Origin of the sequence: Streptomyces sp. NPDC006691, assembly GCF_042869955.1 — a bacterium.
Lineage (GTDB): Bacteria > Actinomycetota > Actinomycetes > Streptomycetales > Streptomycetaceae > Streptomyces.
The window spans coordinates 37908-49973 of the sequence record NZ_JBIAGW010000019.1; the positions used below are offsets into that span (position 1 = coordinate 37908).

Annotated in this window: 12 protein-coding genes and 3 tRNA genes; 9 read left to right on the top strand and 6 right to left on the bottom strand. The window is 69.7% G+C overall.

The window, feature by feature from the left end:
* Nucleotides 1–100: 100 nt before the first annotated feature.
* Nucleotides 101–451, bottom strand: coding sequence for a metallopeptidase family protein (locus tag ACFYNP_RS30805; RefSeq protein ID WP_199846692.1), 351 nt, complete (start codon nucleotides 449–451; stop codon nucleotides 101–103).
* Nucleotides 452–688: 237 nt separating this feature from the next.
* On the opposite strand from ACFYNP_RS30805, the gene ACFYNP_RS30810 reads away from it, so the two are divergent.
* The 3 genes from ACFYNP_RS30810 to ACFYNP_RS30820 all read left to right on the top strand — a co-directional run bounded on the left by ACFYNP_RS30810 (nucleotide 689) and on the right by ACFYNP_RS30820 (nucleotide 974).
* Nucleotides 689–761, top strand: a tRNA-Glu gene (locus ACFYNP_RS30810).
* A gap of 38 nt (nucleotides 762–799) precedes the next feature.
* Nucleotides 800–874: transfer RNA gene (locus tag ACFYNP_RS30815), tRNA-Asp, on the top strand.
* 26 nt (nucleotides 875–900) lie between these two features.
* Nucleotides 901–974, top strand: a tRNA-Phe gene (locus ACFYNP_RS30820).
* 354 nt (nucleotides 975–1328) lie between these two features.
* On the opposite strand, the gene ACFYNP_RS30825 is transcribed toward ACFYNP_RS30820, so the two are convergent.
* The 3 genes from ACFYNP_RS30825 to ACFYNP_RS30835 form a co-directional block, all read right to left on the bottom strand.
* Complete coding sequence (locus ACFYNP_RS30825) at nucleotides 1329–2330, bottom strand: AraC family transcriptional regulator (protein ID WP_388418866.1); 1002 nt, start codon at nucleotides 2328–2330, stop codon at nucleotides 1329–1331.
* A 119-nt stretch (nucleotides 2331–2449) separates the two neighbouring features.
* The gene (locus tag ACFYNP_RS30830) at nucleotides 2450–2944 is read right to left on the bottom strand and encodes a DUF1772 domain-containing protein (protein WP_234376723.1); all 495 of its coding nucleotides are present in this window, start codon (nucleotides 2942–2944) and stop codon (nucleotides 2450–2452) included.
* 1 nt (nucleotide 2945) lies between these two features.
* Nucleotides 2946–3764 (bottom strand): NAD(P)H-binding protein, encoded by an 819-nt coding sequence (locus tag ACFYNP_RS30835; RefSeq protein WP_100579843.1) that lies wholly within the window; start codon nucleotides 3762–3764, stop codon nucleotides 2946–2948.
* A gap of 197 nt (nucleotides 3765–3961) precedes the next feature.
* On the opposite strand from ACFYNP_RS30835, the gene ACFYNP_RS30840 reads away from it, so the two are divergent.
* Entirely contained in the window at nucleotides 3962–4459 is a 498-nt protein-coding gene (locus tag ACFYNP_RS30840) for a DUF1772 domain-containing protein (protein ID WP_388790097.1), read from the top strand.
* 28 nt (nucleotides 4460–4487) lie between these two features.
* On the opposite strand, the gene ACFYNP_RS30845 is transcribed toward ACFYNP_RS30840, so the two are convergent.
* Nucleotides 4488–5081 (bottom strand): DUF1772 domain-containing protein, encoded by a 594-nt coding sequence (locus ACFYNP_RS30845; RefSeq protein WP_388790100.1) that lies wholly within the window; start codon nucleotides 5079–5081, stop codon nucleotides 4488–4490.
* A gap of 590 nt (nucleotides 5082–5671) precedes the next feature.
* Nucleotides 5672–6337, bottom strand: coding sequence for a bacterial transcriptional activator domain-containing protein (locus tag ACFYNP_RS30850; protein WP_234376724.1), 666 nt, complete (start codon nucleotides 6335–6337; stop codon nucleotides 5672–5674).
* Nucleotides 6338–6787: 450 nt separating this feature from the next.
* Between ACFYNP_RS30850 and ACFYNP_RS30855 the strand changes: the two genes are divergently transcribed.
* From ACFYNP_RS30855 to ACFYNP_RS30875, 5 genes are read left to right on the top strand one after another with little or no spacing between them, the layout of a single operon-like run.
* Nucleotides 6788–7996: an aminotransferase class I/II-fold pyridoxal phosphate-dependent enzyme gene (locus ACFYNP_RS30855; protein ID WP_100579799.1), complete on the top strand. Its 1209-nt coding sequence runs from the start codon at nucleotides 6788–6790 to the stop codon at nucleotides 7994–7996.
* A 50-nt stretch (nucleotides 7997–8046) separates the two neighbouring features.
* The gene (locus ACFYNP_RS30860; RefSeq protein WP_388418879.1) at nucleotides 8047–9300 is read left to right on the top strand and encodes a beta-ketoacyl-[acyl-carrier-protein] synthase family protein; all 1254 of its coding nucleotides are present in this window, start codon (nucleotides 8047–8049) and stop codon (nucleotides 9298–9300) included.
* On the top strand, nucleotides 9297–10163 hold the full coding sequence (locus ACFYNP_RS30865; protein ID WP_388790102.1) for a MaoC family dehydratase: 867 nt from the start codon (nucleotides 9297–9299) through the stop codon (nucleotides 10161–10163). Before ACFYNP_RS30860 ends, ACFYNP_RS30865 begins: the two co-directional genes overlap by 4 nt.
* Entirely contained in the window at nucleotides 10160–11743 is a 1584-nt protein-coding gene (locus tag ACFYNP_RS30870; protein ID WP_388790105.1) for an AMP-binding protein, read from the top strand. Before ACFYNP_RS30865 ends, ACFYNP_RS30870 begins: the two co-directional genes overlap by 4 nt.
* Nucleotides 11740–11997, top strand: a complete 258-nt coding sequence (locus ACFYNP_RS30875) for an acyl carrier protein (RefSeq protein ID WP_100579803.1) — start codon at nucleotides 11740–11742, stop codon at nucleotides 11995–11997. Before ACFYNP_RS30870 ends, ACFYNP_RS30875 begins: the two co-directional genes overlap by 4 nt.
* Nucleotides 11998–12066 lie beyond the last annotated feature (69 nt).

The window sequence follows — 12066 nt, forward strand, 5'->3', positions numbered from 1 at the left end:
GTCCGGCGGTGAGATCAGCCGTGGCCGAGGGCGTACGGGGTGGGCCGACGGGATCAGCCGTACCCGAGCAGGGCGCGGACCGCGGACACGGTGGGCGGGATCAGCCGTAGCCGAGGGCGTGGAGGCGCTCGTCGTCGATGCCGAAGTGATGGGCGATCTCGTGAACCACCGTCACCTCCGTTTCGGCGACGACCTCCTCGCGCGTCTCGCACATCCGCAGGGTGGGACCCCGGTAGATGGTGATCCGGTCCGGGAGCACCCCGGCGTACCACTCGCCCCGGTCGGTGAGCGGGGTTCCCTCGTAGAGGCCGAGCAGCTCGGGGTCGTCGGGGGCCGGTTCGTCCTCGACGAACACCGCGACGTTGTCCATCAGCCGTGTCAGCTCGGGCGGGATCCGGTCCAGCGCCTCGCCGACCAGTTCCTCGAACTCCTCGCGCGTCATCTCCAGCACCCGGCCATTGTCGGTCACGCACCGGCGTTCGGGCGCGTTCGGGCGCGTTCGCGCGGTCGTACCGGCCCCGCCGCGCGCCGCCGGGACCATGCGGAGAGGCCCCACGGCGGCCGGGGCGCGGCGTCCTCGGCGCACCCCCGCGTGACCTCCCGGGAAACCGTTTTGGCGATACCTCCCCGCATCCCATATGCTTCTCACGTCCCCGACGCGCTGCGAAGCGCCCAGGCGGGCCAATTAGCCCTCATCGTCTAGTGGCCCAGGACGCCGCCCTTTCAAGGCGGTAGCACGGGTTCGAATCCCGTTGGGGGCACGCACAATCCTGTGCGAGACTTGGTCTCGCGCAAGCTTGGTCCTGTGGAGCAGTTTGGAGTGCTCGCCACCCTGTCAAGGTGGAGGCCGCGGGTTCAAATCCCGTCAGGACCGCTGCGGTTCACTTCGGTGAAGCGCGTGGCTGGGTAGCTCAGTTGGTACGAGCGATCGCCTGAAAAGCGATAGGTCGCCGGTTCGACCCCGGCCCCAGCCACAACACTGAAAACGTCCCGGACGGCATGCCGTCCGGGACGTTTTTCATGGCGTCCGGCGCACAGGCCGTCGTCGCGGGCGCACAGGCCGTCTTCGCGGTGGCTCAACACCGCTTCGATGCCCATCTCCGTCCCGTTGCCGCGTACCTGCCCCGGACACCGGCCGAGACCGTGAGGGCCCGCGGGACGCACGGTTGCGCGCGTACGGCCCGCACGGCTCCGAGGGATCCCCCGTATTCCCCCGCATTCACCGATGAGATCGCGGACGGCGCTGATGGGACGCGGCCGGGGGCATCCGCCGTGGCTGCCGCACCCGGTCCGGTTGCGGACCCGGTCGGCCCGTTCGCAGGCAGGATCTACGTGGGCGTGGACAGGACGACCGTGCGTGGCGGCTGCGGGGACTGGGCCGGAGTGACGTGGGCGGTGCCCGTGCGGAATTCCTGGGGGCTCATGCCGCGGACGCGTTTGAAGGCCGTCGAGAGGGCGAAGGCCGAGCTGTAGCCCACCCGGCGGGCCACCGTCGCGATCGTGGCGTCGCGCTCGCGCAGGAGGTCCGCGGCGAGGGCCAGACGCCAGCCGGTCAGGTAGGCCATCGGCGGCTCGCCCACGATGTCGGTGAAGCGGCGGGCCATGGAGGCCCGCGAGACGCCGGCCTTGAGCGCGAGTTCCCCGACGGTCCAGCCGTGGGCGGGGTTCTCGTGGAGCAGCCGCAGGGCCAGGCCGACCACCGGATCGCTCTGGGCGCGGTACCAGGACGGGGACCCGCTGTCGGGTTCCGCGAGCCAGGTGCGCAGAGCGCCGACCAGCAGCAGGTCCAGCAGCCGGTCCAGGACGATCTCCTGGCCCGGTTCGTCCCTGGAGATCTCCGAGGCCAACAGGGGCACCAGGGTTCCGTCGGCGGTCTCCGCCGGGCGGACCAGGATGGCCGGCAGCGTGGTCAGCAGCCGGCGGCCGATCTCACTCGGCGTCTGGTAGGTGCCGCTCAGCATCACCGCCGAGTCGACGTCCTGGAAGCCGTCGCCCCAGGTACGGACGCCGAGCGCCATCCGCTCGGTGACGTCCTCGCCCTCGCGCGTGCTGCACCGCTGCTGCGGGCCGACGATGACCTGGACCGGCGTGTCCGGGGCGTCCGCGAGGGTGTACGGCTCGGGGCCCCGCATGACGGCCATGTCGCCCGGGCGGGTCAGGATCGGGGTGCCGTGGTCAGGTATCAGCCACGCCTCACCGTGCACCATCGTCACGACGGACAGCGGGGCCCGGTCTTCGATGCGCAGTGACCAGGGTGGGTTCAAGACGGACTTGAGGAGGAAGGCACCCCGGGCCTTCGGGGCTTCGAGGAGGCCGGTCAACGAGTCCATCCATACATCCTTCCCATACATCCTTCCAAAACAGCCCGAGGAAGCGCCCGCTCTCCGTCGGGGGGTTTCAGGAGAGCGGGCGCCGTTCCGGGAGGGGTGGACCAGGTGGTGCGGCGGGGCTAGGCCGCTGCCGCCCGGCCGTGCAGCGTCAGTACGCGGCCCAGCGCGGTCAGGGCCGCCGTACAGGCCACCGTGCGAACGAGGTTGCCGGAGGTCCAGCGGTTGCCGAAGCGGGAGCGGGCCGCCGCGGCGTCTGGCCCGGCCAGTGCGAGCTGGTTGTTGAGAGGGATGTTCACCATCGCGGTCACGGCCATCGACAAGCCGTACAGCGCGAAGGCGAGCCAGCCCCAACGCGCCGCGTTCGGGCGGCCGCCACGCTGCTGTTGCGAGGCTGCCAGCCCGGTCGCCAGGAAGGTGCCCAGGAAGAGCAGGCCGAACAGGCCGTTGTCGATGGCCTCGTTGATGTTGCGCATGGCCGTCACGTAGGTCTGGTCGTCGCCACGCCCCAGACCCGGCATGACCGAGACGTCGAACGCGAAGTAGAGGCCGGCCATCAAGCCGGTGCCCACCGTCGCCGCCACCAGGGATACGGACTCCTTCGCCGTGGCGGTCACGTCAGACGTCCCAGACCCCGGCGGCCGCCGCGTCGCGGGCGAAGTCCGCGAAGTCCTTGGGCTTGCGGCCCAGGGCCTCCTCCACACCGTGCACCAGATGCGCGTTGCGTCCGTCCAGGATCGTGGTGAACAGATCGGCGAACTCCTCCGGGAGGTCGTTGTCGCGCAGCACCGCGCGGTACTCCTCACTCGTGACCGTGGTGTACGTGATCTCGCGCCCGGTGGCCTTCGAGATCTCGGCGGCCACATCGCTGTAGCTGAGCAGGCGGGGTCCGGACAGCTCGTAGGTCTTCCCGATGTGCTGGTCGTCGGTCAGCGCGGCCACCACGACGTCGGCTATGTCGTCGGCATCGACGAAGGCCTCCACGGCGTCGCCGGTCGGCAGGGCGAGCTCGCCGGCCAGTACGGGATCCAGGAAGAAGCTCTCGGAGAAGTTCTGGTTGAACCAGCTGGAACGCACGATGGTCCAGTCGGCGCCGGAGGCCTTCAGGTTGTTCTCGCTGACCTGTGCGGCTTCCTCACCGCGCCCCGACAGCAGCACCAGGCGACGCACGCCGCTCGCCACCGCCATCTTGGAGAACGCGCCGACCTGCTCCGCGGCCCCCGGGAAGGCGAGGTCGGGGTGGTAGGTCACGTACACCCGGTCGACGCCGTCCAGCGCCGGCCCCCACGTGGCGGGCTCGTTCCAGTCGAAGGCGGGCTCGCCCGTCCGGGAACCGATCCGGACCTGACGGCCCTGGGCTGAGAGCTTCTGGGCGACACGTCGGCCGGTCTTGCCGTGACCGCCGATAACGAGGGTGATCCGCGTGTTCTGAGTCATGAGTGCAGTCAAGTCCAGTCCCGCGAGACGCACCATATCCACGAAGCTCAGGTTCATACGCGTGCGTCCAAGGATCAGGAAACGGGCGGCAGAATCCGCCAACGCCCATAGGATCTCCGCGACTTGACGATTTCACGACCGCTGTCCTGAAAGCTCCCGCGACCGGGAACTCCGGGGCGTACGAGCAGGGGGACACGATGGAGACCGCGCGCTTGGCCTCGCTCATAGCGGCCACCGTCACGATGGGCCTGGTCAGCGGCCTGTTCTACGGTTTCGCCATCGCCGTGATGCCAGGCCTCAAAGGCGCCGACGACCGTACGGTCATCGAGGTCATGCAGCGCGTCAACGTGGCCATCCTCAATGGGTGGTTCATTCTCGGCTACCTCGGCGCGTTCGTCTGCACCGCCCTGGCGCTGGCCCTGCACGTCCCGTCCGACGGCCGCGCCGTGCTGCCTGCACTGATCTCGGCCCTGGTCTGCTGCATCGTTTCCATGGGCATCACGAACAAGGTGAACATCCCCCTGAACAACGCCCTTGAGAACGCCGGCCCGGCCGCAGCCGGCCGCGAACCGGCCGCCGTTCGCCGCGCCTTCGAGGGCCCCTGGGTGCGCGCCAACGTCTGGCGCACCGTGCTGTGCACGGCCTCAACCGGTTTTCTGGCCTGGGCCTTGTTCCTGCACGGCAGGATGCGCTGAGCGCCGGCCGCCGGTCGGCGCGGCGAGGTCAGCGGGTGGCACGTCCGTAGAGGACGAGGGCGCGGGAGAGGGCCGTCAGGGCAGCCGTGCACAGCAGGGTGCGCATGATGTTGGTGGTGGCCCAGGTGCCCTTGAACTTGTCGACGATCGAGAAGTCCGTCATCTTCGCCGCGTTGCCCGCGTCGGCCAGCTCGTTGTTCAGCGGGATGTCCACGGAGAAGGTGATCATCAGGACGACGAGGTAGGCCACGGATGCCGCCCCCACCCAGATCGCCACGGTGCGGCGGCCCTTGCGGAACTCGACGACCGCCGAGGCCGCGGACGTCAGCAGCGCGAGCACGAACACCATGCCGAAGAGCCCGTTGCCGTCGATCGCCTTGTTGAAGGACTGCATCGCGGTGACGTACGTACGCTCGTCGCCCGCCGCCAGACCCGGCATCACGGAAATGTCGAACGCGAAGAAGAGGCCGGCCATTAACCCTATGAGGATCGTCGAGATCAGGAGAAGGGCGGTCGCCACCTTGCTGCTCCCGGCGGCGGGCGCCGGCCCGGGCGGGCTTGTGTACGGACCGGGGCCGCCACCGGGATACTGCTGGTAGCTACCGGCAGGATTGTAGTTCATGGCACGTCCTCATCTCAGATGGTGGGAAAATCACCTGTCGCTCTTCATGCACGCATCCGATGGCATCATTCCACGTATCGGGCCGTTCACCGGAGGCACCAAGCGGAACCAGGCACGCCATTTAATAAAGCGGTCGCTCAAAGGGAATGTCGATCCCCTTTTCCGTCGATCCGACCTTAGCGGATTCTGAAGTTGCCCATCATTCCCATCACCTAATGATCCAGAAGGTGGCAATCGTGGACGTATGTCCCTTTGTTGCGTTCTGAAGGTGCCGTTCAGCTTCACCACCCCGCCGGGGAAGAGGCGGACCGTGCGCGTGCGGCCCACCTCGGCCGGGCCTCGCGACATGGCCGTGCCGCACTCCCGGCACCCGGAGCCGGACCGGATGCGTACGGGGCGGCGCGAGATGATCACATTCGCATTCGTAACGGTTCAGAATCCCGAGCTGCGGTACCAAGCCGAGGCGCAGCACCCCCGCCGTCCGGTCCGGCGTCGCGGGAGTGCCCGAGGCACAGCGGCGGGCGCCGGGGCAGCCGGGCGTGCGACGGCTGCCGCCGCAGGTGAGCGGCGGCAGCCGTCGAGCGGATGGATCAGGCGTCGGGAATGGACGGTACGCGGTGGGCGGACGCGCCGTGGGCGCCTTCGGTGACCGCCGTCAGGACCGGCTCAAGCGCGGTGAAGCGGCCCGGGGCCCGCCACGGCTCCTGGGCGCGCAGCAGCCCCAGGTACGCGGCCTCCGTCTCGGGCGCCGGGCTGATGCCCAGCTCCTCCGCCAGCACCTCGCGCAGCTGCTGGTAGCTCCTGATCGCCTCGGCACGGTTGCCCGCCCGGGTGTGAGCCGTCATCCGGCAGCGGTAAGCGCTCTCCCGGAACGGTGCGCGGCGGACCGCCTCCTCCGCGTATCGCAACGCATGGTGTTCGATACCGAGACTGGACGAGGACAGGCTCGCGATCTCCAGGGCCTTGAGGCGGACTTCTTCGAGTTGCTCGCGCATCGTGTTGACCCACTCGCCCTCGCGCGAGGGAAGGAACGAACCACGCAGGCTGGTCACCGCGCCGGCCGCGAGCTGCTGGGCCACCACAAAGGAGCCGTTTGCGAAAGCATCGGCAGCTTCGGTCACCGCGGCTTCCGCGCACTCCACGTCCACGACCACGTCCTGCGGCAGCCGCAGGATGTAACGGCCCCCCTGCGCCACCAGCGGAGTGACCCCGGGCTGATCGTGCGAAGTCGTGACGAAGGTGCGCACACGGCTCACGACGCTCCGCAATGCGGACGCCCAGGTGTCCGGAAGCCCCTCGGGCCACACCGTTTCCGCTAATTGGTGCCGTTCCGTACCGACGTTCCGCTCAACAAGCATCCGAGCGAAAGCCACCTGCGCCTGGGCACTCGAAAGACGCCGAGGTGGACCCCCGTTTGTCTCGATTGTGACTAGATTGATGAGCCTGATCATCACTTCAGCTCCCCCAAGCTCGTGCATAGCTTCTCTTAGCTTGTGCGCCCAGAGGATATGTACGGGCTATCAGCGGATGTCAACCGGGATAGCAAATAACAGTACGACAACGCTGTGTGTCCCATCCTCCGTAGCGGTCTTGCGCCGCTATTGCGCCCCGCGGGCATTAATGAGTTCCGCCAGGGCCCGCCCGAAAGAACGCCGGGTCACTTATGGGGTTCCGGATTCGCCGGATGCTCGCGACGAGGAGAAGTAGTGACCGTATCCGCCTGGGACCGCCTCGAACCGAAGCTGTCGTACTTCCGCGACCGGGTGCGGTCTCTTGAGTACGAGCCTGCCCGTAAGAACAGCTTCGTCGCCTACACCGTCGAGCGCGATTCGGCGTACGCGGACCAGGACGGTCGGCGCCTGCTGATGATGTCCGGATACAGCTACCTGGGTCTGGCCGGGGACGAGCGCGTCGTCGCGGCGGCCAAGGCCGCCGTCGACCGCTACGGCACCGGCAACCACGGGGTCCGCGCGCTGGCCGGCTCCACGCCGCTGCACGAGGAACTGGAGGCCGAGGTCGCCCAGTTCGCCGGCCGTGAGCAGGCCCTCGTCTTCGGCTCCGGCTATGCCGCGAACGTCGGCACCGTCGGCGCGCTGGTCGGTCCCGGCGACACCGTCTTCATCGACAAGTACGACCATGCCAGCATCGTCGACGGATGCAAGCTCTCCGGCGCCACCGTCGTCCGCTTCCGCCACAACGACGTCGCCCACCTGGAGCGCCGCCTCAACACCGCCCCCGACACCGGCGTCCGCCTGGTCATCGTCGACAGCGTCTACTCGATGGACGGCGACATCGCCCCCCTCCTCGACCTGCGCAAGGTCTGCGACACCCACAACGCGCTGCTGATGGTGGACGAGGCCCACGCGCTCGGCGTCATCGGCGCCACCGGCAAGGGCATCGAGGAGCACTTCGGTCACGAGGCAAAGGTCGATGTCAAGCTCGGCACCCTGTCGAAGGCCGTCCCCTCCATGGGCGGCTGGGTCGCCGGTTCCGCCGAACTCATCCACCACCTCAAGTACGCGGCCCGTCCCTTCCTCTTCTCCGCCGCCCTGGGTCCGGCCCAGGCCGCCGCTGCCCTGGAGTCCCTGCGGATTCTCCAACGCGAGCCGAACCGCGTGGAGTTCATCCAGCGCGAGTCCGCCCGCTTCCGCTCCCTCCTCCACGAGTCCGGCCTGAGCACCATGGAGAGTGAGACCGCCGTCGTCCCACTGATCGCCGGGTCCGACACCGCCGCCTACGACTTCGCCACTGTCAGCCGCAAGAACGGCGTCATCGGCCTCCCGGTGGTCACCCCGGCCGTCCCCAACGACCTGGCCCGGCTGCGCATCGCCATCACCGCCGCCCACACCACGGCCGACATCGACTTCGCCGCCGAGGCCTTCATCTCGTCGGCCCGCCAGTGCCGGATCATCTGAGCGCCCTCACGACCGTCCCGTACCCGCCTCTTACGCCTCAGGGAGCAGACATGCCTCGATCGCCGAGGGGCAGTTCGGCGCAGCCGTCCGTGGCCATCACCGGCATGGGCGTGGTCACCCCCGGCGGATGCACCCCGGACGAGCTGTGGAACACGCTGCGGGCCGGACGGTCCACCGCCGCCGAGCTCACCCATTTCGACCTTGGCCGCCACCGGGTACGGATCGGCTGCCGGGTCCGTGGCCTGGGCGGACTCGACGGGCTCGTGCCGGCCAAGGACGTCCGCCGTATGGACCCCTTCGCCCACTACGGCACGGCCGCGGCTCTCGCCGCGCACCGCGACGCGGGATCGCCCACCGCCGAAGCCGGACGCACCGCCGTCGTCGTCGGCAACGCTGTTGGCGGCCGCGCCACCAGCGACTTGGAGTCCGCCCACTTCAGCGCGGGCGGACCCGCCATGGTCAACCCGCTGATGCCGCTGATGACGATGCCCAACGCGGCCGCCGCCCAGATCGCGATCCGGCTCGGCTGGACCGGTCCCGCCCTGACCGTCGCCAACACCTGTGCCAGCGGCGCCGACGCCGTCGGCCACGCCCTGATGCTGCTCCAGACCGGCCGCACCGATCTCGCCATCGCGGGTGGCTGCGAGCACACCCTCACTCCGGTCACCCTGGCCGGTTTCGGCAACCTCAACGCCGTTTCGCTGCGTAACGACGACCCGGAGCACGCCTCGCGCCCCTTCGACAAGGACCGTGACGGCTTCGTCATGGGCGAGGGCGCCGGTTTCGTCGTCATGGAGCGGCTGGAGGACGCCCGCGCGCGTGGTGCGAGGACGTACGGGCTGGTCGCCGGATACGCGGCCACCGCCGACGCCCACCACCTCTCGAAGCCGCTGACCGATGGTGCGGGAGCCGCGGCTGCCATGACCGGAGCCATCGTCGACGCCGGTCTCGTCCCCGGCGACATCGTGCACGTCAACGCCCACGGCACCTCCACCCCGCTCAACGACCGCTCCGAGGCTGCCGCGCTCGCCAAGGTCTTCGGTGCCTCCCAGCCGCCGGTAACGGCCCCCAAGTCGGTCATCGGCCACCTCATCGGCGCCGCCGGGGCCGTCGAACTCATCGCCACCGTGCAGGCCATGCGCAGCAGCGAGGTACCACCCACCGCCAACCATGAACAGCTGGAGCCAGGAATGGACATCGACGTCGTCCACGGCGCACCCCGCGCCGTGCGCTCGGGACCCGCGATAACGAACTCATTCGGTTTCGGCGGCCACAACTCCTCCCTCGTGGTGACGCCGGCATGACGCTCCTGTCGGCCCCCTCGGCCCCTCCGATCCCCGCACAGGTCCGGACGGTCACCGTCACCGAGCCCGGGATCACCGGGTTCCGCCGCACCGTCCGGCTGGGGCTGCCGGATGCCGCGCCGGGTCAGGCCTGCCCCGTCCACGCCTTCGTCCTCGCCCACACGGTGGCCGAGGAAACCGTCGCCGCGCTGACCGCGGCCGAGCCGGGCCCGGTGTCCGTGGTGCACCTCGGCCAGAGCATCCGCACCGTCCGGCCCGTCCGGGCCGCCGAGCAGGTGACCGTACGGCTGGACGTGCTCGGTGTCCGCAAGCAGCCGCAGGGTGCACGGGTCGAGCTGGGGGTGGAGCTCGTCGGCGAGGACGGCCCGAGCCCCTTCGCGGAACTGGTCATCTCCACCCTGCTGGTGGGCGCGACCCTGCTGGAGCCGTATGGCACCGTCGCGGGCACCCCCGCCGCGCCCGCCGCGGTGGGCAGCGGCGAACCGCAGAGGGCGGCGCACACGCTGACCACCGACTGGATCGGTGCGTACGCTCACGCCTCCGGCGATACGAACCCCCTTCACCTCGACGCGGACGCGGCCCGTTCAGCCGGGTTCGACACCGTCATCGCGCACGGCATGAGCGTCGTCGCCCTCGCGGTGGAGGAGGCCCTGGACCGCTTCGCGGCCGGCGACTCCTCCAGGGTGCGCGGCCTCGGCTGCCGCTTCTCGGCCCCGGTGCCTCCCGGCGTATCGCTGGAGATCGTCTTCCGGCCGGACGCCGGGGCCCACACCGTCCGCTTCACCTGCGAGACGCCGAAGGGCGTGGCCGTGAAGGCGGGCTGGATCGAGTTCGCCGCCCCGTCGGCAGGCGGCCCCCGATGACCGGCCCCGCACCCGGCAGTGCGCAGACACCCAGGGGCTCGGCCGCCGACCCCGCCGGGCTCGGCATCGTCGCGGGTTTCCTCACCCAGGTCAGGACGCGGCCGGACGCCACGGCTCTCGTCCTCGACGCGGCGGAAACCAGCTATCGCGAGCTGTACGAACTCGCCCGGCAGGAAAGCGGGCGGCTCGCCTGCCTGGATCTGGCTCCGGGGGTGCCGGTCGGCGTCCTGGCCGACAAGTCACCCGGCGCCGTGGCACTCGTACTCGCCTGCCTGCTGGTCCGGCGACCGGTGATGCTCCCGTCCCCTGCCCTCGCCGACACTTTGCTCGCCGACCTCTTCGCGCAGGCCGGCTGCACCCATGTCCTCGCACCCGGCGGGGAGCCTGCCAGGGTCGGGCCCAACGCGGCGGTCGCGGCCAAGCCGCTCCCGGCTGAGGAGGCCGCCGACGTGGCCTTCATGCTCACCACCTCCGGCTCCACCAGCCTGCCGAAGATCGTCCCGCTGAGCACGGACGCCGTGGACCGGTTCACTCAGTGGGCCGGCCCGGCCTTCGGGATCGGCCCTGGCCGTACCGTCCTCAATTACGCCCCCCTCAACTTCGACCTGTGCCTGCTCGACGTCTGGACCAGCCTCGCCCGCGGCGCGAGCGTGGTGCTCGTCGACCCGGCGCTGGCCGCCCACGGCCACCATCTGAGCGATCTGATCCTTCGCCACCGCGTCCAGGTCGTCCAGGCCGTCCCGATGGCCTTCGGGCTCCTGAGGGAGGCGGCGGACCGGAGCGGTGACCACTTCCTCAGCGTCGAGCACGTGATGTTCACGGGCGACGCCATCCCCGACCGGACCCTCGCCGCCCTGCCCGTCCTGTTTCCCGAGGCCCGGTTCCACAACATCTACGGCTGCACCGAGACCAACGACAGCTTCATCCACGAGGTCGACACGCGTGCCGCCTCCCTGGGGGCCGTACCCATCGGCCGGCCGCTGCCCGGCGTACGGGCCCTCGTTCTCGACCCCGACACCAACACCGTCGTCGAAGGGACAGGAAGCGGGGAACTCTTCGTCTCCACGCCTTTCCAGGCTCTCGGCTATCTCGACCGCGCCCGGCACGCGGGCAAGTTCACCTCCCACCCGCTCGGCCTCGACGACCGCCGATGGTTCCGCACCGGCGACCTCGTACGGCGCGACGCCGCCGGCAACCTCCATCTGACCGGTCGTACCGACTTCCAGGTCAAGGTACGGGGAGTCGCCGTCAACACCGCCGAGATCGAGAGGGTCCTGCTTGCACACCCCGGCGTACTGGAGGCGGGCGTCGCCGCCCTGCCCGACCCGATCGCCGGCAAGGCACTCGTCGCCTGCGTCCAGCGCGCCCCCGGTTCCGCCCTGACCGGGCTGGAACTGCGCAAACACTGCGCCCAGCGCCTGCCGAGAGCCGCGGTGCCCCATCGGCTCACCCTCACCGACGCGCCGTTGCCGAAGAGCGCCAACGGAAAGGTCGACCGCAACGCGGTCGCCCCCCTCGCTCAGCTGAGCTCCACCACCACGCCCGTCGCCGCACCTCTCACCGAAGGAACCGCGTCATGAGCAACATCGACACCATCAAGAACTTCGTCGTCACCGAGTTCCTCCCGGGCACCGCGGCCGACGAGCTCTCGGCCGATCACGACCTGCTCAACGACGGGGTCATCGACAGCCTGGGGGTTCTCAAGCTGATCGCCTGGGTCGAGGACCGCTTCGAGATCGCCATCGGCGACACCGACCTGAACCCCGACAACTTCCGCAGTGTCGCGGCGATCGAAGCCTTCATCACCGAATCCCGCCGCACAGCGGACGCGTAGCACCACCCGCCCTTTCATCCCTGACGCATTCCTGCTTCAGCCCTGACGGAGATGAGCGAGAAGGAGCCC

Coding starts and splice junctions, on each gene's coding strand:
- ACFYNP_RS30825 (WP_388418866.1), bottom strand. CDS start 2,330: ATGGACTCGTTGACCGGCCTCCTCGAAGCCCCGAAGGCCCGGGGTGCC.
- ACFYNP_RS30835 (WP_100579843.1), bottom strand. CDS start 3,764: ATGACTCAGAACACGCGGATCACCCTCGTTATCGGCGGTCACGGCAAG.
- ACFYNP_RS30840 (WP_388790097.1), top strand. CDS start 3,962: ATGGAGACCGCGCGCTTGGCCTCGCTCATAGCGGCCACCGTCACGATG.
- ACFYNP_RS30845 (WP_388790100.1), bottom strand. CDS start 5,081: ATGAACTACAATCCTGCCGGTAGCTACCAGCAGTATCCCGGTGGCGGC.
- ACFYNP_RS30860 (WP_388418879.1), top strand. CDS start 8,047: ATGCCTCGATCGCCGAGGGGCAGTTCGGCGCAGCCGTCCGTGGCCATC.
- ACFYNP_RS30865 (WP_388790102.1), top strand. CDS start 9,297: ATGACGCTCCTGTCGGCCCCCTCGGCCCCTCCGATCCCCGCACAGGTC.
- ACFYNP_RS30870 (WP_388790105.1), top strand. CDS start 10,160: ATGACCGGCCCCGCACCCGGCAGTGCGCAGACACCCAGGGGCTCGGCC.
- ACFYNP_RS30875 (WP_100579803.1), top strand. CDS start 11,740: ATGAGCAACATCGACACCATCAAGAACTTCGTCGTCACCGAGTTCCTC.